This is a genomic window from Acinetobacter equi (genome assembly GCF_001307195.1).
Taxonomy (GTDB): domain Bacteria; phylum Pseudomonadota; class Gammaproteobacteria; order Pseudomonadales; family Moraxellaceae; genus Acinetobacter; species Acinetobacter equi.
The window spans coordinates 1,564,141-1,588,845 of record NZ_CP012808.1; the positions used below are offsets into that span (position 1 = coordinate 1,564,141).

General features: G+C 34.6%; 23 protein-coding genes. 14 read left to right on the forward strand and 9 right to left on the reverse strand.

What is annotated here, in order from left to right:
* Positions 1 to 95: 95 nt before the first annotated feature.
* Positions 96 to 1,160 (forward strand): outer membrane protein Omp38, encoded by a 1,065-nt coding sequence (gene omp38 / locus AOY20_RS07335; RefSeq protein WP_054581255.1) that lies wholly within the window; start codon positions 96 to 98, stop codon positions 1,158 to 1,160.
* A 108-nt stretch (positions 1,161 to 1,268) separates the two neighbouring features.
* Positions 1,269 to 1,730, forward strand: coding sequence for an OmpA family protein (locus AOY20_RS07340; protein WP_054581256.1), 462 nt, complete (start codon positions 1,269 to 1,271; stop codon positions 1,728 to 1,730).
* Positions 1,731 to 1,787: 57 nt separating this feature from the next.
* On the opposite strand, the gene AOY20_RS07345 is transcribed toward AOY20_RS07340, so the two are convergent.
* From AOY20_RS07345 to AOY20_RS07355, 3 genes are all read right to left on the reverse strand, one after another.
* On the reverse strand, positions 1,788 to 3,248 hold the full coding sequence (locus AOY20_RS07345; protein ID WP_054581257.1) for an amino acid permease: 1,461 nt from the start codon (positions 3,246 to 3,248) through the stop codon (positions 1,788 to 1,790).
* 21 nt (positions 3,249 to 3,269) lie between these two features.
* Complete coding sequence (locus AOY20_RS07350) at positions 3,270 to 4,283, reverse strand: class I SAM-dependent methyltransferase (RefSeq protein WP_054581258.1); 1,014 nt, start codon at positions 4,281 to 4,283, stop codon at positions 3,270 to 3,272.
* A gap of 62 nt (positions 4,284 to 4,345) precedes the next feature.
* The gene (locus tag AOY20_RS07355; RefSeq protein ID WP_054581259.1) at positions 4,346 to 5,716 is read right to left on the reverse strand and encodes a uracil-xanthine permease family protein; all 1,371 of its coding nucleotides are present in this window, start codon (positions 5,714 to 5,716) and stop codon (positions 4,346 to 4,348) included.
* A 173-nt stretch (positions 5,717 to 5,889) separates the two neighbouring features.
* Between AOY20_RS07355 and typA the strand changes: the two genes are divergently transcribed.
* The 4 genes from typA to AOY20_RS07370 all read left to right on the forward strand — a co-directional run bounded on the left by typA (position 5,890) and on the right by AOY20_RS07370 (position 9,340).
* Positions 5,890 to 7,722 (forward strand): translational GTPase TypA, encoded by a 1,833-nt coding sequence (gene typA, locus AOY20_RS07360; RefSeq protein ID WP_054581260.1) that lies wholly within the window; start codon positions 5,890 to 5,892, stop codon positions 7,720 to 7,722.
* Positions 7,723 to 7,885: 163 nt separating this feature from the next.
* Positions 7,886 to 8,317, forward strand: a complete 432-nt coding sequence (mscL, locus tag AOY20_RS07365) for a large conductance mechanosensitive channel protein MscL (protein WP_054581261.1) — start codon at positions 7,886 to 7,888, stop codon at positions 8,315 to 8,317.
* A gap of 66 nt (positions 8,318 to 8,383) precedes the next feature.
* Positions 8,384 to 8,560 carry a hypothetical protein gene (locus AOY20_RS14730; protein ID WP_158319991.1) on the forward strand — a complete coding sequence of 59 codons (177 nt, stop codon included), beginning with the start codon at positions 8,384 to 8,386 and terminating at the stop codon, positions 8,558 to 8,560.
* Between the two features lie 111 nt (positions 8,561 to 8,671).
* Positions 8,672 to 9,340 carry a hypothetical protein gene (locus AOY20_RS07370; RefSeq protein WP_054581262.1) on the forward strand — a complete coding sequence of 223 codons (669 nt, stop codon included), beginning with the start codon at positions 8,672 to 8,674 and terminating at the stop codon, positions 9,338 to 9,340.
* A gap of 40 nt (positions 9,341 to 9,380) precedes the next feature.
* On the opposite strand, the gene AOY20_RS07375 is transcribed toward AOY20_RS07370, so the two are convergent.
* Positions 9,381 to 9,665 (reverse strand): peptidylprolyl isomerase, encoded by a 285-nt coding sequence (locus tag AOY20_RS07375; protein WP_054581263.1) that lies wholly within the window; start codon positions 9,663 to 9,665, stop codon positions 9,381 to 9,383.
* The gene (gene mutM / locus AOY20_RS07380; RefSeq protein WP_054581264.1) at positions 9,662 to 10,516 is read right to left on the reverse strand and encodes a bifunctional DNA-formamidopyrimidine glycosylase/DNA-(apurinic or apyrimidinic site) lyase; all 855 of its coding nucleotides are present in this window, start codon (positions 10,514 to 10,516) and stop codon (positions 9,662 to 9,664) included. Before mutM ends, AOY20_RS07375 begins: the two co-directional genes overlap by 4 nt.
* A gap of 422 nt (positions 10,517 to 10,938) precedes the next feature.
* On the opposite strand from mutM, the gene AOY20_RS07385 reads away from it, so the two are divergent.
* The 3 genes from AOY20_RS07385 to AOY20_RS07395 all read left to right on the forward strand — a co-directional run bounded on the left by AOY20_RS07385 (position 10,939) and on the right by AOY20_RS07395 (position 14,479).
* On the forward strand, positions 10,939 to 12,150 hold the full coding sequence (locus tag AOY20_RS07385; protein WP_227510387.1) for a carbohydrate porin: 1,212 nt from the start codon (positions 10,939 to 10,941) through the stop codon (positions 12,148 to 12,150).
* 233 nt (positions 12,151 to 12,383) lie between these two features.
* Positions 12,384 to 13,487 carry an NADH:flavin oxidoreductase/NADH oxidase gene (locus tag AOY20_RS07390; protein ID WP_054581266.1) on the forward strand — a complete coding sequence of 368 codons (1,104 nt, stop codon included), beginning with the start codon at positions 12,384 to 12,386 and terminating at the stop codon, positions 13,485 to 13,487.
* 65 nt (positions 13,488 to 13,552) lie between these two features.
* Positions 13,553 to 14,479 carry an AEC family transporter gene (locus AOY20_RS07395; RefSeq protein WP_054581267.1) on the forward strand — a complete coding sequence of 309 codons (927 nt, stop codon included), beginning with the start codon at positions 13,553 to 13,555 and terminating at the stop codon, positions 14,477 to 14,479.
* Between the two features lie 519 nt (positions 14,480 to 14,998).
* Here AOY20_RS07395 and AOY20_RS07400 read toward each other — a convergent pair.
* A complete protein-coding gene (locus tag AOY20_RS07400) occupies positions 14,999 to 16,435 on the reverse strand; it encodes an NCS1 family nucleobase:cation symporter-1 (RefSeq protein ID WP_417855184.1) in 1,437 nt (478 codons plus the stop codon).
* Positions 16,436 to 16,631: 196 nt separating this feature from the next.
* Here AOY20_RS07400 and AOY20_RS07405 point away from each other — a divergent pair, with 196 nt between their 5' ends.
* Positions 16,632 to 17,336 carry an aspartate/glutamate racemase family protein gene (locus tag AOY20_RS07405; RefSeq protein WP_054581269.1) on the forward strand — a complete coding sequence of 235 codons (705 nt, stop codon included), beginning with the start codon at positions 16,632 to 16,634 and terminating at the stop codon, positions 17,334 to 17,336.
* 104 nt (positions 17,337 to 17,440) lie between these two features.
* On the opposite strand, the gene ygfZ is transcribed toward AOY20_RS07405, so the two are convergent.
* From ygfZ to AOY20_RS07420, 3 genes are all read right to left on the reverse strand, one after another.
* A complete protein-coding gene (gene ygfZ / locus AOY20_RS07410; protein WP_054581270.1) occupies positions 17,441 to 18,166 on the reverse strand; it encodes a CAF17-like 4Fe-4S cluster assembly/insertion protein YgfZ in 726 nt (241 codons plus the stop codon).
* A gap of 115 nt (positions 18,167 to 18,281) precedes the next feature.
* Positions 18,282 to 18,998 (reverse strand): hypothetical protein, encoded by a 717-nt coding sequence (locus AOY20_RS07415; RefSeq protein ID WP_054581271.1) that lies wholly within the window; start codon positions 18,996 to 18,998, stop codon positions 18,282 to 18,284.
* 96 nt (positions 18,999 to 19,094) lie between these two features.
* Positions 19,095 to 19,469, reverse strand: a complete 375-nt coding sequence (locus tag AOY20_RS07420) for a hypothetical protein (RefSeq protein WP_054581272.1) — start codon at positions 19,467 to 19,469, stop codon at positions 19,095 to 19,097.
* A gap of 314 nt (positions 19,470 to 19,783) precedes the next feature.
* On the opposite strand from AOY20_RS07420, the gene acnD reads away from it, so the two are divergent.
* From acnD to AOY20_RS14490, 4 genes are all read left to right on the forward strand, one after another.
* Complete coding sequence (gene acnD, locus AOY20_RS07425) at positions 19,784 to 22,390, forward strand: Fe/S-dependent 2-methylisocitrate dehydratase AcnD (RefSeq protein ID WP_054581273.1); 2,607 nt, start codon at positions 19,784 to 19,786, stop codon at positions 22,388 to 22,390.
* Between the two features lie 83 nt (positions 22,391 to 22,473).
* Complete coding sequence (locus AOY20_RS14925) at positions 22,474 to 23,166, forward strand: hypothetical protein (RefSeq protein ID WP_227510320.1); 693 nt, start codon at positions 22,474 to 22,476, stop codon at positions 23,164 to 23,166.
* Positions 23,167 to 23,238: 72 nt separating this feature from the next.
* On the forward strand, positions 23,239 to 24,258 hold the full coding sequence (locus AOY20_RS14930; RefSeq protein ID WP_227510321.1) for a hypothetical protein: 1,020 nt from the start codon (positions 23,239 to 23,241) through the stop codon (positions 24,256 to 24,258).
* 161 nt (positions 24,259 to 24,419) lie between these two features.
* Positions 24,420 to 24,563: a zinc ribbon-containing protein gene (locus AOY20_RS14490; protein ID WP_081403369.1), complete on the forward strand. Its 144-nt coding sequence runs from the start codon at positions 24,420 to 24,422 to the stop codon at positions 24,561 to 24,563.
* Positions 24,564 to 24,705 lie beyond the last annotated feature (142 nt).

Here is a 24,705-nt window from a genome sequence, read left to right on the forward strand (position 1 = left end):
AACTAGCTTAAAAGAACTGGGGTAAAGCCTATCTCAGGATAGAATTAATTTAGGCTTGGACTTGAACAATAATGTTATCTCTGGAGGATAAATCCATGAAAATGAGTCGTATTGCTTTAGCAATGCTCGTAGCTGCTCCATTAGCTGCTGCAAACGCTGGTGTAACTGTAACTCCGTTACTACTAGGTTATACTTTTCAAGACTCTTTAAAAGATTATAACAACAAGCACGCTGGCCAAACTGGTCAAGAATTAAAGCTTAAAGACGACGTATTTGTTGGTGCAGCACTTGGTGTTGAATTGACTCCATGGTTAGGTTTTGAAGCTGAATATAGCCAAGTTAAAGGTGATTTAGAAACTCGTGCTGCTGGTACTGGTGCTGATTTCCAAAAAAATGGTAAATACAAGCAAAGTAACATCGCAGGTAACTTCTATGTTACTTCTGATTTAATCACTAAAAACTACGATAGCAAAATCAAGCCTTATGTATTGTTAGGTGCTGGTCATGTTAAAGTTAAAGGTGAAGACGGCGCAGCTTTCAATAAAGAAGAAGGTACTTTAGCGAATGCTGGTCTTGGTGCTTTCTGGCGCTTAAACGACGCTTTATCTTTACGTACTGAAGCGCGTGCTACTTATAACGAAGCAGTTAAAAACTGGGATTACACAGCTTTAGCTGGTCTTAATGTAGTTCTTGGTGGTCACTTGAAACCTGCTGCTCCAGTAGTAGTAGTTGAGCCAGTTATTGTTGAAGAGCCAGTTATTGTTGAAGAGCCAGTTGTAGTAGCTCCAGTTGAAGTTGAAGATCTTCAAATGGAACTTCGTGTGTTCTTTGATACTAACAAATCAAACATCAAACCACAGTACCAACCAGAAATCGCTAAAGTTGCTGAGAAGTTAGTTGAATTCCCTAACGCAACTGCACGTATTGATGGTCACACAGATAACACTGGTCCATTAGCATTGAACGAACGTTTATCTTTAGCTCGTGCTAACTCTGTTAAGTCTGCTCTTGTTAATGAATACAACATCGATCCTGCTCGTTTAACTACGAAAGGTTTTGCTTGGTTCCAACCAATTGCTGACAACAACACTAAAGAAGGCCGTGCTATGAACCGTCGTGTATTCGCGACTATTTCTGGTAGCCGTGTTGTAGCTGAATAATTAAATAATTTTAATTATTTGCAAAAAAACGACCTTCTATAAGGTCGTTTTTTTTATTTATAAAATTGTGATACAATCGACAAAAATTATTATAGAGAAGATGTTCATATGATTAAAATAATAGGTCTAACAAGTATATTGGCATTGTCATTGGCAATGGTGGGTTGTACATCAGCAGTAAAAACTACCAATGTGGTTGATCAGAAAACTGCAAGTGTTATGTCCGCTTTACAAAATGGCGTATCTTTATATTTTGATACAGGTTCTAGCTATGTAGAGCCTAAATATGATTTTTACTTAAAGACAGCAGCACATATGTTAGCAGCGCAACCAAATTTAGTTATTGGATTAGAAGGTCATGCTGATAATGTTGGTCAAACTGGTGTGAATCATCGAATTTCAAATGAGCGTGCAGAAGCTGTGAAAAATAAGCTGGTGACGGAATATAATGTAAATTCAGATCAAATTATGACTATTGGTTTTGGTTCAGCAGAACCAATTAAAGATAATAGTACTGCTGAAGGGCGAGCTCAAAATCGTCGTGTAACCATTAAAATTTATTCAAAATAATAAAAAATATGTAAAAAAAAACAGCCGATTGGCTGTTTTTTTGTCTCACAATTTAAATTAATCTTGATCAATATTCATTGGTTTCACATCCATTTCTTGATATGAAATTAGTTTGGTTTTGTATTTAAACTTATAAACTAGCCAAATAACTAAGAATAAAAGAATACCGATATATGTAGAAACCACATCAAGCCAATTACCATCCAAAACAGCTTGATAATTTTGACCTAAAACAACGATCGCACAAAGCGTAAAAGCAAACCAAGGTGCAAATGGGAAAAACTTTGCTCGGTAGGCTAAATCACTAACTTGATAACCTTGAGCTAAATATCCTTTACGGAAACGGTAGTGAGAAATAGCAATGCCAAGCCAAACAATAAATCCACACATACCAGACATATTGAGAAGCCAGTTAAATACTTCTTTTTCACCAAAGAATGTAGTTAAGAAGCAAAGTGCAGCAATTGCAGTAGTTGCATATAGCGCATTCATTGGTACGCCACGAGGATCTAAGTGACCAAAGACTTTAGGAGCACTTCCTTTACGTGCCATATCAAATAGCATACGTGTCGAAGAGTACATTCCTGAATTACCAGCAGAAAGAATAGCAGTTAAAATGACAGCATTCATGATACTTGCTGCGAATGCAAAACCTGCTTTTTCATAAAGTAATGTAAATGGCGATAAGGCAATATTTTCAGTTTCTGCCGCTTGTAATAACAATGGATCATTATAAGCAATGAGTGTACCAATGATGAAAATACACACAATATAGAATAATAAGATACGCCAGAAAATTTGTTTAATTGCAACAGGAATTGTTTTCTTCGGATCTTTTGATTCGCCAGCCGCAACCCCAACCATTTCTGTACCTTGGAAAGAGAATCCGGCAATCATTGCAACACCAATTAATGCCGATAAACCACCTACGAAGGGGGCTTCACCAATGGTCCAATTACCAAATGTTGCAATGCCAGGTGTCATCATTGTTTTTACAATCATGGCAATACCAATAATAATAAAGACAATAATGGCGAGTACTTTAACTAAAGAGAAGAAGAATTCACTTTCACCAAAGCCTTTGACTGTAAGTGCATTTATGCCAAAAATAATGGCAAGGAATATAGCACTCCAATAGAAACCTGGAATATCTGGAAACCAAAATTTCATAATAAATTGAACTGCAACGAGTTCAAATGCAACGGTAATTGCCCAGTTGTACCAATAGTTCCAACCAAGTGCAAATCCAAAGCCTTTTTCTACATATTTGCTTCCATACGTGAAGAAAGCTCCCGACGTGGGATTATGCGTTGCCAATTCACCTAAGCTTGTCATTAAGAAATAAATCATTATTCCAATAAGACAGTAGGCAAGTAGCGCACCACCAGGTCCCGCATTTGCAATCGTGGCACCAGACGCAAGAAAAAGACCAGTACCGATTGAACCACCAATGGCGATCATATTCAAATGACGAGCACCAAGCTTACGCTTTAGGTGAGCTTGTTGAGTTTCGCTCATGGTGTTTCCTTATTTATATGATTAAACAGAGGCATAAAGCACCTTAAAACCATTTTGATCTGTTACAACCTTGCACTGACCAAAATTTTGTTCAATTAAAATTGGGTAGTTGAGGAAGCGATTTGCCACAATCCATAATTCACCTTTCGATTTCAGATGGCGCTTTGCTAATTTACAAAGACCTTCGCTCGCATCGTAATTTGTATGAATGCCTTGATGGAAAGGAGGATTACTCACAATAGCATCAAGCTCGGTTGGAGCATCACTAAAGTTTGCAACAGGGAGAATGTTAAACTGAGCAGGATCAATTCCATTATGTTCAAATGTAAGCCTTGTTGAATGTAATGCAAAAGCATCTACATCTAAAGCATAAACACAATTTTCGGGATTAAGTTTTGCTAAGTAGCAAGCAATAACACCAGCACCGCAACCAAAGTCCGCAATTTTACCTGATTTTACCTGTTGTAGGTATGGTAAAAGTACAGCAGTTCCAATATCAAGTTTTGCTTGGCTAAAAACTCCCGGTAATGCATAAATTTTAACTATTTGATCATTTATTTGTATTTCATAATTTTTAGTCCATTTCTCTAGCGAAGTTGCTTTTTTTATTATCCCTAAGCTCATTTGCCAAAATTGGCAATGACGAGCACTATCGAGTTTAATACACTTTCCAAACTCTTGTAATTGTTTCGCAGCACGTTCAACCCCACTTTTTTTCTCGCCAACGAGGAAAATTTGAGTATTTAATTGAAACTTACTTACAATACAATCAAGGATATAATTGAGAAGTTCTTTGGATTTTGGAACAAAGACAACAACTTGGTCAAAACTTTCTGTTGGTAATTCTGTACCAAAGTGAACTTTATAATTATTTTTTTCAAATGAAATAAAATCGGCATAATTCCAAGTCCAGATGTAACTATCTATGTCAGAACTTAAATTACTTATTAATTGGTCATTTGGGGCATTAATAAATAGCACTCGACCTTGAAGATGATCTTCTTGTCGTATGACGACTTCACTTCTGGGATCCATATTAAACTCACATGAAAAAACACTACTCAAGAAAATTGAGTAGTGTCTTAGTATAAATCAAATTACTTATTTGTTTCAGGCAGAACAATATTTAGAATTAATGCGGCAATACCACCTGTCGCTACACCAGAACTGAAAATATTACGGAATAATTCAGGAAGATGTTCTAAAATTTGAGGAACTTGTGCTACACCAAGACCTAATGCTAAAGAAATCGCAATAATTAGAAGTGCACGACGATCAAGATGAATACCAGATAAGATATTAATTCCTGACGCGGCTACAGCACCAAACATCACCATTACAGCACCACCAAGTACAGCTTGAGGAACAGCTTGAATTACACCAGCAACAGCAGGAAGTAGTCCTAGTATTACCAATAGAGCAGCAATCCAAATACCAACATAACGGCTAGCAACGCCTGTAAGTTGGATCACACCATTATTTTGTGCAAATACTGAACTTGGGAAAGTATTAAAAATACCTGCTAGGAATGAGTTTGCACCATTAACAAGTACACCACCTTTAATGCGTTGCATCCACGATGCACCATCTACAGGTTGGTTGGAAAGTTTAGATGTTGCAGTGATATCACCAATGGCTTCTAGTGAAGTTACTAAATAAATAAACGCCATTGGAATAAATAGACTCCAAGAAAAGTCTAAACCAAAATGCATAGGTGTTGGAATTTGTACAAGAGGAGTCTCTTGAAGACCTGAGAAATCTAAATGTCCCATAAAACCAGCAAGAATATAGCCAGCTACGAGCGCAATTAAAATTGCAGAACTTTTTACCCAAGTAATACGAACACGGTTAAGTAAAATAATTAAAGCTAAAACTGTACAAGACATAATAAGGTTATCGGCATTAGCAAAGGTTTTATCTCCCATTGCTTGATAACCACCGCCCATACTAATCAGACCTTCTTTAATTAAGGTCAAACCAATGAGTAAAACCACAATACCTGTAACTAATGGCGTAATTAATTTTTTTACCCAAGGTAGAATGCGAGAAACACCCATTTCAATAAATGAGCCAGCAATTACAACCCCAAAAATTGCTGCCATAACAGATTCAACAGGAGTTCCTGCTGCAACCATAGCAGAACCAATACCAATAATTGGACCAATAAAGTTAAAACTTGTTCCTTGAACAATGAGAAGCCCGGCACCAAAAGGTCCTACTTTTTTACATTGTAAAAAGGTTGCGATACCTGAAATGACCAATGACATGGACAAAATCATATTGGTATCTTCTTTAGATACACCTAATGCCAAACAAATGAGCAAGCCAGGCGTTACGATTGGAACGATAATGGCAAGAAGATGTTGAAAGGCGGCTAAAAAGGCGATAAAAGGAGAAGGGCGATCGTTAAGTCCATAGACAAGATCAAGTTGATCTTTCTGATTTGGAGATTGATTTAAATCTGACATGAATGACGCAAATTGTGGCTAGGTGGTGGTATTCTAATCTGATTAAATGATTTATAAAATGAAAAGCGTACAACTCGAATAAAAAAATCGATATTGTCAATAAACAGTCACTACTAAAAGTTAAGTTTTTTCTGTATAATTTGCCCTCAAATTTAAAGCGTATCGAATTATACATGTCAGATATTAAAACTCTCCGTAACATTGCCATTATTGCGCACGTCGATCATGGTAAAACGACTCTTGTAGACAAACTTTTACAGCAATCAGGTGCTCTTGGCGATCGCGCGGGCGAGATCGAACGTGTCATGGATTCAGGCGCTATTGAAAGTGAACGTGGTATTACCATTCTTGCAAAAAACACTGCAATTAAATGGTTAGACAAACGTACTGATACTGAATACCGTATTAACATCGTGGACACCCCGGGACACGCCGACTTCGGTGGTGAAGTTGAACGTGTAATGTCTATGGTTGACTGTGTACTGCTTCTTGTTGACTCTCAAGAAGGTCCAATGCCGCAAACTCGTTTCGTAACGCAAAAAGCGTTCGCACGTGGTTTGAAGCCAATCGTAATTATCAATAAAGTAGACAAGCCAAGTGCTCGTCCTGATTGGGTAATCGACCAAGTATTCGATTTATTTGATAATCTTGGTGGTACTGACGAACAGTTAGACTTCCCTGTGGTATATGCATCTGGTCTTCGTGGTGTAGCTGGTCCTTCTCCAGAAGAACTTGCTGAAGATATGACTCCATTGTTCCAAACAATCGTAGATATCGTTGAGCCACCAGCAGTTGACGTTGATGGTCCATTCCAAATGCAAGTGTCTTCACTTGACTATAACAGCTTCGTTGGTGTTATCGGTGTAGGCCGTATTCAACGTGGTTCTGTGAAGTTAAACACACCTGTAACTGTGATTGATAAAGACGGTAAAACACGTAACGGTCGTATCTTGAAAATCATGGGTTACCATGGCTTAGATCGCGTTGATGTTGAAAGTGCATCAGCTGGTGATATCGTTTGTGTAACTGGTATTGATGAACTTCATATTTCTGACACAATTTGTGATCCGAAAAATGTTGAAGCATTACCTGCACTTTCTGTAGACGAACCTACAGTATCTATGACATTCCAGGTAAACAACTCACCGTTTGCTGGTAAAGAAGGTAAATTTGTAACTTCACGTAACATCCGTGAACGTCTTGACCGCGAATTAATTCACAACGTAGCACTTCGTGTTGAAGACACTGATAGTCCAGACCGTTTCAAAGTATCTGGCCGTGGTGAACTTCATCTTTCAGTATTAATTGAAAACATGCGTCGTGAAGGCTTCGAGATGGGTGTATCTCGTCCGCAAGTAATCTTGAAAGAGATTGATGGCGTAATGCAAGAACCGTACGAAAACGTAACTTTTGACGTTGAAGAACAGCACCAAGGTTCTGTAATGGAGCAAATGGGGCATCGTAAAGGCGAAATGACTAATATGGAAGTTGACGGTAAAGGCCGTATCCGTATTGAAGCAACTGTTCCTTCACGTGGCTTAATCGGTTTCCGTTCAGAATTCCTTACAATGACTTCTGGTACTGGTATCATGACGTCTAGCTTCTCTCATTATGGTCCTATGAAACAAGGTACTGTTGCGAAGCGTCAAAACGGTGTGTTGATTTCTATGGTTCAAGGTACTTGCTTGGGCTATGCATTGTTCAGCTTACAAGACCGTGGTCGTCTATTTGCTAAACCACAGTTAGAAGTTTACGAAGGTATGATCGTAGGTATCAACTCTCGTTCAGACGATATGGTTGTTAACCCAACTAAAGCGAAACAATTAACAAACGTTCGTGCTTCTGGTACTGATGATGCATTAACATTAGTTCCACATCTTGAATACACGCTTGAACAAGCACTTGAATTCATTGAAGATGATGAATTGGTTGAAGTAACACCTAAATCAATCCGTATTCGTAAGCGTTGGTTGACTGAAAACGAACGTAAACGTAACAAATCTTAATTTTTAAATTAAGATGGGAAAAACCGTTAACTTAAAGTTAGCGGTTTTTTTGTATTATTTAGTTGAAAAGTATTTAGTAATAAAATTAAACCTAGTAAATTACTGGGTATTAATGTAGCACTTTTCTACGTTGGAATTTTCTACTATAAATACTGGAGAAAACATGAGTATTATTCAAGAATTTAAAGAGTTTGCTGTCAAAGGCAACGTCATGGATTTGGCCGTTGGTGTCATTATTGGTGGAGCATTTGGTAAAATTATTGATTCAGTCGTTGCTGATTTAATTATGCCTTTGGTTTCTTGGATACTTGGTGGAAAAGTTGATTATTCAAATTGGTTTGTTATTTTAGGCGATAATCCTGAAAATATAACAAATCTTGCAGCTGCAAAAGAAGCGGGTTTGAATGTCTTTGCTTATGGTAATTTTATTACGATTTTAATTAATTTTATTTTATTAGCTTGGGTTGTTTTTTGGTTAGTTAAAGTCATGAATAAATTACGTCGTGAAAAAGCAGTAGAGCCAGCTGCACCTGCTCCAACGCCTGAGGATATTACTTTATTGCGTGAAATTCGTGATGAGTTGAAAAAGAAATAGAAATATATTAAGTTTTATAACGGTATAATATATGCCGTTATAAAGCTTATAATCAGAATTATTTGAATGAAAAAAATATTAAAATTTATATTTTTTATTTCTACTATTTTAATTGTAGATGCTTGTAGTTGGATTAATACGAAACCACTTGTTGATCAGCAATTTGTAAATGCATTAACTTTAGATTATGCACAAAAATTAGATAAATTCTGTCAAAAATATGATGGGAATGATCTTGGTTAAAGTATTTATTATCATCGTGATTTTTTAGAAACGAATATATTTTTAGGTTTAAAAGATCATAATTTTGAAATTTTAACTTTTAGAGATTTTAAAGATCCTACTTTAAAATACATGAATAATATTTATGAACAAGAAGGTATTTATACAAAAGAGGCGAATAAATTTATTTTTAAAGTCGAAAATCAAAAAAGAAAAACAGATGATAGAAGTAATATCTTTAATATACATGATGCAACTTTAATAAATATTAGAAACAATAAATACTTAATTACTAATTTAGATGCAGTAGCTCATTCTTTATCTTGGTCAAATCAACTTGGTGGTTTACCGGTCTATTTTGAAAAAATTTCATGTACATATAATGAACTGAAAAACTTAATAAATATTGAAGATATGAGCACATTGTCTTTCCAAGATTTACCTAGTATTTTAAAAGAGAAAGTTTTAGAAAGACCATTACATTTAAAAATTAATCATGTAGAAGATATCACTCAACAAATTAAAGGACATGATGATCCTGAAACGCCTATAGTACAAAATGTTAAACTGAATACCGATATATCTAAATTGTTTAAAGATCAGTCAATATGTTTTTTTCAACAATCTGGCGCACGATGGGATGGAGCAATTATAGAACCAAATGTTCCCAATACTATTGCTGAAGTTTATATTTATCAATTAGATGAAGGAGTTGAATATATTGCGATGAAAGAAGGCGATATGGCAACAACATCAGAGCTAGAATGTGAGGATGAACAAATAAAATTATTTGATAATTAGGTGTATTCTTCCTCTTTTTTGGGAGGAAGAATTTGCAGTGTTAGAAATCCATACGGAATTTAATTTCTAATAAATGCCATCCAAACTGACTTTTAATTGGGCCATGAAGTTCACGTTCTGCTAAAGTGAAAACTGCTTTATCAATAGGGGCAACAAGTTGTCCTTTTTTAATATCACCAAGTTCACCCCCTTTTTTAGCAGATGGACAAGTTGAATGCTGCTTTGCAATTTTAGCGAAATCAGCACCATCTTTAATTTTCTTTTTCAATTGTTCACAAAGATCTTTATCTTTAACTAAAATATGGCGGACGATAGCAGACTTCATACAGATGTTCCTTTTACAACTTTCTTGGACGTTGTTTTGACCTTTTTAAGGGGTTGGCATTCAGGGCAGAAGACAGATGCACGTTGTCCTAATTTTATATTTTCTAAAATTGTTTCGCAGTTCACACACATTTCGCCTACACGTCCATAAGCCAATAGTGTCTGTTGAAAATAACCATTTTCACCCATTGCATTACTAAAATCACGTAATGTCGATCCACCTAAATCAATCGCTTGCTTTAATATTCGTTTAATTTCGACCACTAATTTTTCAATTTGAATTGGATTTAAATCTTTTGCTGGTTGTGCAGGATGAATACCTAAATTGAATAAGCTTTCAGTAGCATAAATATTTCCAACACCAACAACGATATGATTATCCATAATTGCAACTTTAATAGCAGTATTTTTATTTTTTAATTTCTGCGCTAAATAGTCAGCATTAAAGTCATCACTTAATGGTTCAGGACCTAATGTGTCAATCAATTTATTGTGAGACAGTTCATCTAACCATAAAATACAACCAAAACGACGTGGATCATGGTAACGCAATTGTTGATCTTCAAATTGAATAATTAAATGATCATGTTTACGTAATTCTTCCGAGTTTGTACAAATACGAAAGCTTCCAGACATGCCTAGATGCCAAAGCATCGTATCATTTTCAAATTTAGCCAAAATATATTTTGAACGTCTAGAGAGACCAATAAGTTTTTGCCCGACTAATTTTTGAATGTCATTAGGAATGGGCCAACGTAAGCTGGCTTGTTTTACTTGAACATCAAGAACAGTTTCATTTAAAAGAGGGAGTAAACTCGTTTTTGTTGTTTCAACTTCAGGTAATTCTGGCATGAGGATAATCAATATGAAAGCAAGAATAGACACAATATCGGGTTGTTTATAAAGAATTACAAGATTTTTTGGTGAATATTTGACTATTTCACATATTTGGATAAATAATAGATTTTTATATTAATTAATAAATTATGGTTCAGTATTTTTTATTTTTAAGTGTGTGTTTTTAAGTTATTGATTTAAAGTAAAAAGTATTTAAAATTCTTTTGGGTCTATTTAAGTGTTAAATTTTTTTATAAATAAAAGTTTAGTATTTAATAAAGAAAAGAAAGATAAAAGTTATAAGAAATACTGTATTTTTTAGCAGGTAAATGTGAATAGTGTATCTAATTCACATCGCTCTCTATATTTTAGGTTCATGTGTTATGAATAAGTTTGCTTTAGCCTTTTTTCCAATATCATTTTTATTTTCTTCTGGCATGTTGTTTGCTCAAGATATTTTTGATCCTAAAGGGCAGTATATGCTTGGCGATTGGGATGGAAAAAGAAATGAATTAGCTCAGAAAGGAATTAAGTTTGAGGCAAATCTATTGGCAGATGCAGCATATTTAGCAGATGGTGGAAGAAATCCACATGCTGACCCAACTGTAGCAAGTCAATTATGGCTTGGCTCAGCATTTGACATGGAAAAGTTAGCAGGTTGGAACGGAGTAAATATTCGTTTTGTTATGACTGCTCGACAAGGACAAAGTACATCAATTCGAGATATTCAGGATGCAAACGCACCAGAATTAGCAAATGTTCAAGGTGCATATGGTCGAGGGAATCAAGATAGCCGTTTGACAGAGTTATCAATTGAAAAGAACTTTAAAGAACAAGGGATTAGTGTAAAAGTTGGTCGTTTAGGGCTTGGCATGGACTTTAATGTTATGGCCTGTGATTTTGTGAGTACTGCATTTTGTGCAGCACAAATGGGAAAATGGCAGGGTAATATTTGGATGAACACGCCTGTAGCACAATGGGCAGGACGCATAAAATATCAGATTAATCCTGAAATTTTTACACAAATAGGTGTGTATGAATTCAATCCAGACAATGGTAATGGTCAAGCAGAAGGTCAAGGCTGGAGCTTGGATATGGATAATGCTGATGGTGTGACAATTCCAGTAGAGGTCGTGTGGCAACCTAAGTCGTTTGTTAATGGTCTAGCAGGAAGCTATCGTTTAGGTGGTATGTACAATACTGCCGATGATCAAATTAACCAAAAAGATGTTGTGACAGGTAAAGTTAAAAATCGTACATTTGCAGGCTGGTTAGCCATAGAGCAGCAGCTATTATCAACAGGTGAAGGTAAGCGTGGTCTGCACAGTTTTGCAAACTTTACTTGGCATGATCGAGTAACGAATAAAATTGATAATTCACAACAGCTTGGGATCAAATATATTGGATTATTAGATCAACATCCAAATGATATTTTAGGTCTAGGCGTAAACCGCATTCATGTGAACAATAGACTTAATAATCCTAACTTAGATGCAAGCGCAGAATATAATATTGAATTAAATTATGCTTATAATGCAACACCATGGTTAATGTTACGTCCAAACATTCAATATGTGATTAATCCAGGTTCTTCAAATAATGTAGATAATGCATTTGTATTAGGGTTAAGCTCACGAATCATTTTCTAAGAATATTTGCAAATTTAGGAAGGTGGTAGGTTATGTCTATCACCTTTTTTTATGGATAAAAATTGATTAGATTCTAAAAATGATCAAATTATAAGAATATATAAATCATATTTTATATGAATATTATTAGTTATTTTGTGATACATATTAGGTCATAATAAATGTTAAATATCATTTTATGAGAACATTTATATTAATTGACTATTATTAAAGTGATATCTGAAGAGGACAAAATGGCATTATTATTTCAGCCAATTCAATTCGGAGAATTGAAGTTATCAAATAAGATTGTAATTGCACCAATGTGTCAATATTCTGCAAATGAAAAAGGCGAGCCTACATTTTGGCATGAACAACAATGGGCACAGTATGCTTTATCTGGAGCGGGATTGTGTATTGTTGAAGCAACAGCAGTTCAGCCAGAGGGGCGTATTAGTTATGCCGATTTAGGATTATGGAATAATCAGCAGGCTGAAAAAATAAAAGATATTTTATTAAAAGTTAAAAAAATATCACCGATGCCGATTGCAGTTCAACTTGCACATGCAGGACGAAAGGCATCTAGTAATTTACCATGGAAAGGTGGTCGCCAAATTTCAGCAAATGATGATTTAGGTTGGCAGACTGTATCGGCAAGCCATTTACCTTTTCATCCTGAAGATATGGTGCCAACAGCTTTAGATGAGAATGGGATTAGTCTGCTTATTCAAGATTTTACTCAAGCCGCGAAACGGGCGGTAAATGCTGGATTTGATCTTATTGAAATTCATGCTGCACATGGCTATTTACTGCATCAATTTTTATCCCCATTATCCAATCAAAGGACGGATGAGTATGGTGGAAATCTTGAAAATAGAATGCGTTTAACTCTAGACGTTTTTAAAGCAATAAAAGAAAGTGTACCTAAAAAGTATCCAATTGGTATTCGAATTTCTGCAACAGATTGGGTGGAAAATGGCTGGGATATTGAATCATCTAAAATTCTTGCTCAAAAATTAGAAGACTTAGGTGCTGCTTATATTCATGTTTCTACAGCAGGTTTACATATTGATCAATCTATTCAAATAAAAGAAAACTACCAAGTTCCATTTGCTGAAGAAATCAAAAAAACTGTTAAAATTCCTGTGATTGCTGTTGGAATGATTTCAGATGCAGATCAAGCTGAAGAAATTTTACAAAATCATCAGGCCGATGCAATTGGTATTGCTAGAGCGATCCTTTATAATCCTCATTGGCCTTGGCATGCTGCAGCAAAGCTAGGTGAAAAGATTCAAGTATCTCCCCAATATTTACGAAGTCAGCCTCATGGGCTAAAAGACTTGTTCATTTCTTTTTAAATTCTCTTAAGTGAAGGCATTGGGTTGTGGTGCAGCTTAATGCTTTTTAAAAGGACATAATCATTATGGTTTTGGCCGTTATTGTTCCAATATTTTTATTACTTATATTGGGATATTTATCTGTAAAATTATCTTTATTAAGTAATATTCAAATCGCTGCACTTGGTGCATTTGTGATTAAAATTGCACTACCCGCATTATTTTTACAATCATTGGCATCTAAAAACTTGTCGGAAATATGGTTTCCTGAGTATTTTGGGGTCTATACAACAATCACATTTAGTTTATATGCTTTAGCTTTTGCGGTGATGTATAACGTATTTAAAAATAATGCAGCAGAAACCTCTGTATTGGCCTTAGGAGCCTCAATGTCTAATACAGGACTGATAGGAACAGCCGTATTAACTTTGATTATGGGACAAAAAGCAATGATGTATACATCATTGATTATAATTATAGAAAGTGTTCTTCTTGTTCCATTTGTTTTAATTTTGGCTGAAATAAGTAATCAGAAGAATACGAATATTCTTAAAATTTTAAAAAATACATTTTTTACATTATTAAAAAATCCTCTATTTATGGGAGTGATTTTAGGAATTATCTTTGCTGTTTTTAAAGTCAATATTCCTGAATATTTAGATGATATATTGTTTTTATTAGGACAGACTGCTTCACCTTTGGCTTTATTTGCAATAGGTGGGGGGATTGTGGGTATGACTTTAAAATACTTAAATATTCAAACTTGTTATTTGGTATTTTCAAGCAATATTCTCATGCCAATTCTAGTGTTTTTAGGGCTGAATTATTTAACAGATGTCAGTAAAGAAATGGTGTATGCAGGAACGATTGTTGCTGCATTACCAATGCCAACGATATTTGTGATGCTCGGGCAGGTGTATGGGTTGAATCAAAAAACCCTAACACCTTTACTTCTGAGTACTATTATTGGATTTGTTGTTGTCAGTGGGCTCATAACACTGTGGTGGGCATAGTTTTTTAATTTTACCAAGACCCCGATCACCTCTACCATCTGATCGATCACCAGAGTCTCTTTGATTTAAAGGTGCGCTTGATGGTGAGTTGGAGCTAGAAGAAGAAGTATAATTTGAAGAACTATTTATGGATGATGATGTTGATTTTCTATTTTGTGCAAGAACATGACCATTGATTGATATTTCAATATATTTTAGATTTATCATTTTTAGAATTGGATTGAATCGAGAGGGAATAAACTCATTAAACCAAATTTTCATTTTAGGTAGATATAATTCATAAAATTGAGAAGCTAAGAAAAAAAGAGAAAAATCAATAATAATGAAAAATATTGGAGCAAATAAGAAATAGAGTGAAAATATGATAAGTGTATAACTATCCGAAATTACTCCACTTAATGATTTTTATATTTGGCTACATTTTTATACTGAAATTTTTAGAATGGTTTCTGCTATGTGTTCTATAAATTTTATTCTTTTTACAATCTAAAAGCCTCCAATAAGGAGGCTCTATTTTTGTTAAGATTGATCAGGAATTGCTACTTTAACTTTCACATTTGCTTCACGTGCAAGGAAGTAGTAAAAGCTTAAGCCAAGAGTAGCACCGATAAACCAGTTAAATGGTGCTAAATGTTGCAAAGAAGGTATAAGCGTTAAAACTAGTCCTACGATTACAGCTGGAATAAGTGCTGCAATAGCTTTAGGGTTGTAACCATTTTTATACCAATAAGCACCTGTATTTTTGTCATTAAATAAATCATCTATTTCAACTTTTTGTTTTTTAATTAAATAAAAGTCAGCAATTAGAATTCCAAATAATGGACCAATAAATGCAGCTAAAACATCTAAAGTATAGTGAATTAATTCTGGGGAGTTAAATAAATTCCAAGGTGTAATTAATACTGAGCCAATTGCTGCAATCATACCACCTGAGCGAAAGCTAAGTTTTTGTGGGAAGATGTTTGAAAAATCGAAACCAGCCGAAACGAAATTAGCAACAATGTTAATACCAATAGTTGCTGTAAGCACAGTTAATAGTCCTAAAACTACAGCAAATGTATTGTCAATCATGGCAACTGTTTCTAGTGGATCAGTCACTATTTTTCCGAATAAGCTATATGTACCAGAGACTGTGATAACCGTAATTAAAGAGAAGAATACAAAGTTAAATGGAAGTCCCCAAAAGTTCCCTTTTTTAACTTGTTTCATTGATTTTCCATAACGAGAAAAATCACCAAAATTTAACAGAGGTCCTGAAAAATATGAAACAACTAAAGCAATAGCAACGAGTGTTTGTGCAAATTGTTCTGATGCTGTTAAGGTTTTACCGCCTAAATTAAATGAAATATTTGACCAACCTACTTGAGAAATAAGCCAAGCAGCTAGCGCAAACATAACGACATAAACTAGAGGTCCAGCCCAGTCAATAAAAACCTTAATGGCATTCATTCCTTTCCAAAAGACCAATGCCTGTAAAATCCACATAATACCAAAGCAGATCCAACCTATTGCTGAAAGCCCTGCGAAACTAGATTCAGTAAGTGGGCTTAAACTAGGATAAAATTTTAATACAATGAGCATTAATGCATTTGATGCAAGCCATGTTTGAATGCCATACCAAGATACTGCAATTAAGCCACGAATAAGTGCAGGAATATTGGCACCATATACACCAAATGATTGTCGAGCAATAACAGCATAAGGAACACCTGATACTTGACTTGGCTTAGCAACTAAATTTGCGGCAATTTGAACAATCACGATACCCACAATGAGAGCAACAAACACCTGCCAGCTTGCAAGACCTAATGCAAATAAGCTAGCTGCTACAATATAGCCACCCATACTGTGTACATCTGACATCCAAAATGAAAAAATGTTATACCAAGACCAATCTTTCTTAGCTGGTGCTAAATCTTCATTAGTCAGCTTAGGGCTATAATTTTCTTTGTGCATGTTCATCCACTTTTATTTAATTTTGTGTGGAATGAGCAGAAAGTATGCCAACCTAAAAGAATATTTTAATAAGCATATGAAATATAAAATAAAAAATATTTATATTATGGTGCGAATTTTGCATGTAAATGCATTAAATGTGATCAAAAAATCACTTTTATCTAAAAAATCTTAAATAAAGAATAGCGTGAGTACAATGAGTGTAAGAATTCAGGTCATAAATCCAAATACATGTATCGAAATGACGCAAGCGATTGGCAAAGCTGCGGAAAAAGTAGCTTCACCAAATACTCAAATTACTGCAGTATCACCTCAGAACGGGGTTTCATCTATTGAAGGGCACTATGATGAAGCAATTTCAGCTATTGGTATTTTAGAATTAGTGAAGCAAGGAAAAGATAATCAGGTTGATGGTCATATTATTGCTTGTTTTGGAGATCCAGCTTTACATGCGGCTAGGGAAGTCGCAAGTGCACCAGTCATTGGAATTGCAGAAGCAGCCTTTCATATGGCGACATTAGTAGCAACAAAATTTTCAATTGTAACGACATTGTCTAGAACAAAAATTATTGCAGAACATTTGTTACAACAATATGGTTTTTCAGCACATTGTGCTCAAATTAGATGTATTGATTTGCCTGTACTTGCACTCGAAAATGATAAAGAAGTTGCATATATTAAACTACTGGAATGTTGCCGAATGGCAAAAGAACAAGATGGAATTGGTGTCATTGTTCTTGGTTGTGGTGGTATGGCAGAGATGGCAGAACAGGTTAGTGATGAATTAGGAATTCCTGTTATTGATGGAGTGAGAGCAGCTGTAAAACTTATAGAAGGTTTACACGGAATGGGGTTAAAAACGAGTAAATGGGGGGATTATAATTACCCTATTGAAAAATAAATAATTGAGATAGGATAATGAATTTCATTCAATGATAGTTATAAATTCTATTTGTTTTAAATAGAGAATAGGGCTTTTTATTTAAAACCCTATTCAAGTTTATATTACGATTGCGGTCTAGCAACATCACCATTTAAATGTTCAGGTAAATTTAGGACTACTAGTTGTAATTCAGTAATAGCTTCTGGTTTAGCGACTACAAGTGCTTTATATCCACCATGAATAGAAATACTGTTTACAACTTCTACATCTTTACTTAATCGGGTAGCAGAATTTGGTGCATCTCCACTTCCTTGAACTAGATGTAACCAATGTTTTGGCTTTGCTTTAAACCAAAGACGAGCCACAATTTCTTGCCCTAAATAGCAGCCTTTGTCGTAATGAACACCTTCACGCTGGTGTAATCGTAATTCTTGTGGTTGAAATTCTTGTGAAGTTGCTGTTTCAATCCAAGCTTGACCTTGTTCAATTGCTTGTAATTTCCAAGATTGAATATCAGTTTCACTAGTAGAGAAGGTTGTATAAAGACCTTCAATTGTTGGATAAACTACACCTGCATCCTCAAGTTTCATTTTTGAGAAAGCGCCAAATTTTTTAATATGTTTTGCTAGTTCTTCTGCTTGGTCTGATGTTGTAATTAGCTCAAAATTTTCAGCATTGATTTTTTTAATCCATAAACCAAATTGTAAGCGACCTTTTAAATTACAAATACCTGTATAACGAGTTTCGCCTTCCGCCAATTTTTCTACATTTAATGTCACTTGACCCTGTAGAAATTTTTGTGCGTCTACACCGTTTAATGTAAATGAAGAGAATGCTAGATTATTCATATTAAGAACCCAAGATATATAGAGCCATTGTAAAACTCTTCTTAGAAATGAACAATCGAGCAAATTATAAAATCGTATATTAGAAGCGTAATTTTAAAATGGATAAATCTCTAGATTATTGAATGACTGATGATAAAGTATAGTTTGCTTGAGCTATAGGATTTAATTGATCATCCATTTCATAAAAAGTGACTAAATATTGACTATTTTGCCAACCCTCAGCAGGAACAGCACTTACCCAATTTTGCTGTGAATTTTCTTGTATATATTTAGGCGTAAATAGGACAACATCTTGAGTATCTAGATTTATCCATTTAACAAAAATTTGAGTGTTGGGTGGGGAACTTCCAAAAGTATTTAAATGAGCATATATAAATTGTTGTGCATGAATATTATTAAGAGGTTGATGATCCATTTGTAACGATGCTGATGTTGAAAACACGATTTCTCCTGAAAGCTTTTTGGAGGAGGTTTTATTCTGATTTAATTCTTCAATTAATCGTTTAGAAAATTGTTTTTTATCTTTTATATATTGTAAATCTTGTTCTGGAAATGCACGTTTTAAATAGTTTTCGAGCTGATCAGAGGGAACATCTTGAAGTAATGTTAAGAGTTTTTCTTGATTTATTTTACTTAACGAAATATTAGGAGTTTCGGAGTTCACTAATGGAATATTAAAGTTTTCAGAAATTTGATTCGTTTGTTTTTCTGAAGTTTGTTGTTCTAAGTGAGATGAATATGTCTGATTTTCATAAGTCGATTTAAGATTTGAAATAACATATCCAACAATAAACGCAATTAAAGCAATAAAAATAGGAAATATTTTTGACATAGGCTGAATAAATATAATCAAAAAATAAAATTATTCATCCTTTATTATGAGTTGAAATAAAGGATGAATCATAATAATGAGAGCGGTTTAATTATTTTAAACACAGTTTAGTTTTTTATTATTTATTGTAAGTGAATTACCTGTAAAGGTACTTCCTTTAGAGCTTACATCAGTCGCTGTATGATCAGTTCCTGAAAGTATTTTAATTGTATTACCTTGGCAAATTGCTGTTTGATTTGATGTGCCTGATGTATAGATACAACCTGCTGTACTGATAGAAACATTATTGTCAACATCAGTGCATTGAGCTGTAATTTTTGTTGCTTGAACTGGAGTAGGAGTGTTTGTTTCAGTATTTCCTGTTCCGTTATTGCTTGAGTTAGATGAACCTGATGAGTTAGATGAACCACCACAAGCAGTAAGCATAATAGTGAGTACCATTAGACCAAGTAATTGAGTTTTTTTAGTCATTGTTTTTCTCTTATTGAACCGAAGTTATTATTTTGGGATATATATTTTGGTTTTAGATTAACCGATTATTTTTGTAAATAAAATATCTTTTTTTAAAAAATATGAAAAACAAATCATTATTTTTTTCTTTCAAATTAAAATAATACAGAAAAAAATACATATTTCACCTTTCATGAGGCTGTATTTAATACTTAAGTCTGAAGTGAAAACAATCTATTTGGGAAATGGTATTTTTGCAGTGTAGTATCGAAACCGTAAATAAGGTATGCATGAAATAAGTTAAATAAAAAGTATCGATCACAGGCAGGAAAGCTATGAATAACAACTATCGTAAACCGCTGCAAAATACCCAGCTAGAGTATTATGATGCTCGAAATGCAATCAATGATATTCAGCAAGATGCTTATGAAAAACTTCCTTTTACTTCTAAAGTATTGGCAGAACAATTGGTACGTCGTTGTGATCCAAAAATCTTAGAACAATCACTTAAAGAGCTAATTTATAGAAAACAGGATCATGATTTTCCATGGTACCCAGCTAGGGTTATTTGTCATGATATTTTGGGGCAGACAGCATTAGTTGATTTAGCTGGTTTACGAGATGCAATTGCAGATCAAGGTGGAGATCCTGCAAAAGTTAATCCTGTTGTTCCGACGCAGCTTATTGTTGACCATTCATTGGCAGTTGAATATGGTGGTTTCGATCCTGAAGCTTTTGAAAAAAATCGTGCAGTAGAAGATCGCCGTAATGAAGACCGCTTTCATTTTATTGAATGGACTAAAACAGCTTTTGAAAATGTTGATGTTATTCCTGCGGGGAATGGCATTATGCATCAAATTAATTTAGAAAAAATGTCACCTGTGGTGCAAAACAGAGATGGTATTGCATTTCCTGATACTTGTGTTGGAACCGATTCACATACTCCACATACTGATGCTTTAGGTGTGATTTCTATTGGTGTTGGTGGTCTTGAAGCTGAAAATGTCATGCTTGGTCGTGCATCGTGGATGAGATTACCTGACATTATTGGTGTAGAACTTATTGGGCAACGTCAAGCAGGCATTACTGCAACAGATATTGTTTTAGCATTAACTGAATTTTTACGTAAGGAGCGTGTTGTTGGTGCATATCTTGAGTTTTTTGGTGAAGGTGCAGACAGTATGTCTATTGGGGACCGTGCCACAATTTCTAATATGACACCAGAGTATGGTGCAACGGCTGCAATGTTCTATATTGATCAAAATACAATTGATTATTTAACTTTAACAGGTCGTGAACCTGAGCAAGTCAGACTTGTAGAAACTTATGCAAAAACCATTGGGCTATGGGCTTCAGATATGAAGCAAGCAGAATATCCAAGAGTGTTATGTTTTGATTTATCAACTGTAACACGTAATATTGCAGGTCCATCGAATCCACATGCACGTGTCTCTACATCTGATTTAAAAGAAAAAGGTATCGCAGGTATTGTAGATAATCGTGATGATGGTTTAATGCCTGATGGTGCAATCATTATTGCAGCAATTACATCATGTACAAATACATCTAATCCAAGAAATACGGTTGCAGCAGGATTACTTGCACGTAAAGCCAATGAGTTAGGGTTAACACGTAAGCCTTGGGTAAAATCTTCATTTGCACCTGGTTCCAAAGCAGCAGCTTTATATCTAGAAGAAGCGGGTGTGTTAAAAGATTTAGAACAACTTGGTTTTGGTATTGTGGCTTATGCATGTACAACATGTAATGGAATGTCTGGGGCATTAGATCCAAAAATTCAGCAAGAGATTATTGACCGTGATTTATATGCAACAGCAGTACTTTCGGGTAATCGCAACTTTGATGGACGAATTCATCCTTATGCGAAACAAGCATTTTTAGCTTCGCCTCCATTGGTTGTCGCATATGCACTTGCGGGTACAATTCGAGTCGATATTGAAAAAGATGTACTTGGTCATGACAAAAATGGACATCCAATTTACTTAAAAGATATTTGGCCATCTGATGCCGAAATTGATGCTTTGGTAAAAACATCGGTTAAACCTGAGCAATTCCGACAAGTGTATATTCCAATGTTTGATTTGGGACAAACTGAAAAATCTGAAAGCCCTTTATATGATTGGCGCCCAAAAAGTACATATATTCGTCGTCCTCCATATTGGGAGGGTGCTTTAGCAGCACCAAGAACTTTGGCGAATATGCGTCCGCTCGCAATTTTGGGCGATAACATTACAACCGATCATTTATCTCCATCAAATGCGATTGTGTTGGATTCGGCAGCAGGTGAGTATTTGGCGAAAATGGGCTTGCCTGAAGAAGATTTCAACTCGTATGCAACACACCGAGGTGACCATTTAACGGCACAACGTGCGACTTTGGCGAACCCAAAATTGTTTAATGAAATGGTGGTTCGTTCTGATGGCACAATTAAGCAAGGTTCAAAAGCGCGTGTTGAGCCTGAGGGTGAAGTGATGCGCATGTGGGAAGCCATTGAAACCTACATGAATCGTAAACAGCCATTAATTGTGATTGCTGGGAAAGATTACGGTCAGGGTTCAAGTCGTGATTGGGCTGCTAAAGGTGTACGTTTAGCAGGTGTGGAAGCGATTGTTGCTGAAGGATTTGAGCGTATTCATCGAACGAACTTAGTTGGAATGGGCGTGTTACCACTTGAGTTTAAGGTCGGAGTTGACCGCAAAACATTAAAACTTGATGGTACAGAGTTATATAGTGTGATTGGAAATATTGCACCACGTTCGACTTTAACTTTGGTGATTGAACGTTCTACTGATGATGGAAAAAATCAAGTTATTGAAGTTCCTGTGACCTGTCGTTTGGATACCGAAGAAGAAGTTTCTGTGTATGAAGCGGGTGGGGTGTTGCAACGCTTTGCGCAGGATTTTTTAGAAGGGGATATGGCTTAGAGTTTAAGTTAAAATAGTATTGATAATGTGTGAAAAATACCCTACTTTTGAGTGGGGTTCTTTACAAAAATATAGGGGAAGCTATGTCTTGTGATTTAGCATTAACAAAAAATATGCAGTTTTACAAAATAAAGAGTTCACTGGACGATAATCTCCTTTCCGAAGTATTGGATCAAGCAGTGTCAAATAAAGAACTGGGGGCAGATTTTATACTGGATATTTATCGAGATATTAGATCTATTAATAATTTAGAGTATAAAGTTACTATAAAAGTTTTTCCTACTGAAAGGCGAGTGTACTTTCTTAAAGATATTGATTTAAAAGACAGAATATTTGCTTATGTTGTGTTAATTGAGCTAAAAAATTACTTAATTGTAATGAGCAAAAGCTGTGCAAATTTTTCACAAATATTAAATAAAAATTTTGATCTAGTTTTAACTCAAGAACTGAGTAAGCTATTTGGTAAAAATGTTGAATTTCAAAAGTTATCCCTTAGAAATATGACAATATCTGATAAAGCTATCCGTAACCGATCTTATGAAGCAGTTAATTTAAAAGGGACATTGTCGACTCACGCAGCTGGTCGTTCAATCCCTTCACATATAAAAGTAAGAGATGGGAGTCATTTAAAATCTATATCCAGCACAGGTAGAGTAGTAGAGTCTTCATCAAGACAGTCTCTCGAGGAAATGGTTACATGGATGCATGAACAAATTAAACTTTTAGAAACAGCTAGTTCAAATGAATTTTTAAATCTATTTGCTAGAAAAGTTTAATTATCAGATGTACTGAAAGTTACAAAGCCTGCTGCACTACTTATTGATGTTCCCTTTATTGAAGATGAATTATTGAGTGAAAATATTAAAATAAAATGGCAAACTTCTAAAAGAATCAAAGGTAATAGAAAGAACAAAATAATTGAGAAATATATAAAAGAGAATACAAAAAACCTTTTGCTAGATGAACTTAGAAAAGTATATGAAATTGATGAAAAGCATATTATTCGGGGAGCAAAAAAAATATCAAAGATAAAAATTAACTCTAAAAGTTTGTCAATTTCAACTAAAGCTTTTGCAAAATTTAAAATTGAAGAAAATAATAAAACAATAAGTTTAATGAAATATATAAATAATAAGGGCTTATACAGCATTACCTTTGATAATCCTAAGTATATGTATTTTATGAATAATTGTTTTGAGGATAGGTCTGGGATTTCAGAGATCGAGAGTATTCTTGAAATGTTTGAACCACAAAGTGGAATTGAAACAGTTATATCGGAAAAAGGATCGTTTATTAATACACAAACAACTTTTAATTCTAATTCTATGTTTGGTTTTGTTGAAAGTATTTGTGTTAATGAGGACTACATTTTTTGTGATGATTTAGGTGATGAATGGGCGGATCATATAACATTAAATTTAAAGGATTCTAGTATTAGTTTTATTCACTCTAAACATGGAGAGGAATCAACATCCGCTAGTAACTTACATGATGTAGTCGGTCAAGGTATAAAAAATTTAGGAAATATGTTCTTTTCAAAAGATCAAATTGATCAAAAAGTTAAAACATCTTTATGTAAACAATATAAGAGTGGGAATGGGGTTCAAACTCAAATAGAGCGAATTAGGAAAACCACACCGAATTTAAGTTCGGATATAGATTCTTTATTAAGAAATCATAGGTTATATAGGAAATGTATTTTAAGTTGCAGCTTTATTTCTAAGTCTAAAATAGAGGCTGAATTTAATGATATTAAGCAAGAAAAAAAGGTTAGAGGTCATATAATTCAATTATTGTGGATACTATCGTCTTTCGCTCACGCAGCTAAAGAAGCCAATGTTATTCCGATAATATATTGCGCAGCATAAGGTGTTAGCATTAGAAGTAGTTTGAAATAGCGACTACTGAACTAGGGCAGTTTTATATCCTTCGCTTTTCTGCCATCATCATTAGACTAAATGGCTAATTGAAAATCATACAAATCAGATTATACTATTTTTACCATTTCTAAAACACAAGGAGAACAAAAATGGTAACTGCTGGCGAACAACCCGGAACAGGCTTCTATTTTTGTGTTAAATGCGGACACCGCACCTACTTAGAAATTGGTACAGACCGTTTACCACCGTGTACCAAATGTCTTGGCACCCAATATAACGATAAGGTTGCTTAAGCTACACGAAAAAAACAGAAGATCTCTGTTTTAAACAAAAACCCCATTACCCAATGGGGTTTTTAGTATAAAAATGATGAAAAAAAATTAATATCATGCTTTTTAGAAATGTTTAATTTGTTATCAGTAATAAAATAAAATC

Bases quoted from the DNA above. Each gene is read 5' to 3' on its own strand.
- omp38 (WP_054581255.1), top strand. From the start codon at position 96: ATGAAAATGAGTCGTATTGCTTTAGCAATGCTCGTAGCTGCTCCATTA.
- AOY20_RS07340 (WP_054581256.1), top strand. From the start codon at position 1,269: ATGATTAAAATAATAGGTCTAACAAGTATATTGGCATTGTCATTGGCA.
- AOY20_RS07345 (WP_054581257.1), bottom strand. From the start codon at position 3,248: ATGAGCGAAACTCAACAAGCTCACCTAAAGCGTAAGCTTGGTGCTCGT.
- AOY20_RS07350 (WP_054581258.1), bottom strand. From the start codon at position 4,283: ATGGATCCCAGAAGTGAAGTCGTCATACGACAAGAAGATCATCTTCAA.
- AOY20_RS07355 (WP_054581259.1), bottom strand. From the start codon at position 5,716: ATGTCAGATTTAAATCAATCTCCAAATCAGAAAGATCAACTTGATCTT.
- typA (WP_054581260.1), top strand. From the start codon at position 5,890: ATGTCAGATATTAAAACTCTCCGTAACATTGCCATTATTGCGCACGTC.
- mscL (WP_054581261.1), top strand. From the start codon at position 7,886: ATGAGTATTATTCAAGAATTTAAAGAGTTTGCTGTCAAAGGCAACGTC.
- AOY20_RS14730 (WP_158319991.1), top strand. From the start codon at position 8,384: ATGAAAAAAATATTAAAATTTATATTTTTTATTTCTACTATTTTAATT.
- AOY20_RS07370 (WP_054581262.1), top strand. From the start codon at position 8,672: ATGAATAATATTTATGAACAAGAAGGTATTTATACAAAAGAGGCGAAT.
- AOY20_RS07375 (WP_054581263.1), bottom strand. From the start codon at position 9,665: ATGAAGTCTGCTATCGTCCGCCATATTTTAGTTAAAGATAAAGATCTT.
- mutM (WP_054581264.1), bottom strand. From the start codon at position 10,516: ATGCCAGAATTACCTGAAGTTGAAACAACAAAAACGAGTTTACTCCCT.
- AOY20_RS07385 (WP_227510387.1), top strand. From the start codon at position 10,939: ATGTTGTTTGCTCAAGATATTTTTGATCCTAAAGGGCAGTATATGCTT.
- AOY20_RS07390 (WP_054581266.1), top strand. From the start codon at position 12,384: ATGGCATTATTATTTCAGCCAATTCAATTCGGAGAATTGAAGTTATCA.
- AOY20_RS07395 (WP_054581267.1), top strand. From the start codon at position 13,553: ATGGTTTTGGCCGTTATTGTTCCAATATTTTTATTACTTATATTGGGA.
- AOY20_RS07400 (WP_417855184.1), bottom strand. From the start codon at position 16,435: ATGCACAAAGAAAATTATAGCCCTAAGCTGACTAATGAAGATTTAGCA.
- AOY20_RS07405 (WP_054581269.1), top strand. From the start codon at position 16,632: ATGAGTGTAAGAATTCAGGTCATAAATCCAAATACATGTATCGAAATG.
- ygfZ (WP_054581270.1), bottom strand. From the start codon at position 18,166: ATGAATAATCTAGCATTCTCTTCATTTACATTAAACGGTGTAGACGCA.
- AOY20_RS07415 (WP_054581271.1), bottom strand. From the start codon at position 18,998: ATGTCAAAAATATTTCCTATTTTTATTGCTTTAATTGCGTTTATTGTT.
- AOY20_RS07420 (WP_054581272.1), bottom strand. From the start codon at position 19,469: ATGACTAAAAAAACTCAATTACTTGGTCTAATGGTACTCACTATTATG.
- acnD (WP_054581273.1), top strand. From the start codon at position 19,784: ATGAATAACAACTATCGTAAACCGCTGCAAAATACCCAGCTAGAGTAT.
- AOY20_RS14925 (WP_227510320.1), top strand. From the start codon at position 22,474: ATGTCTTGTGATTTAGCATTAACAAAAAATATGCAGTTTTACAAAATA.
- AOY20_RS14490 (WP_081403369.1), top strand. From the start codon at position 24,420: ATGGTAACTGCTGGCGAACAACCCGGAACAGGCTTCTATTTTTGTGTT.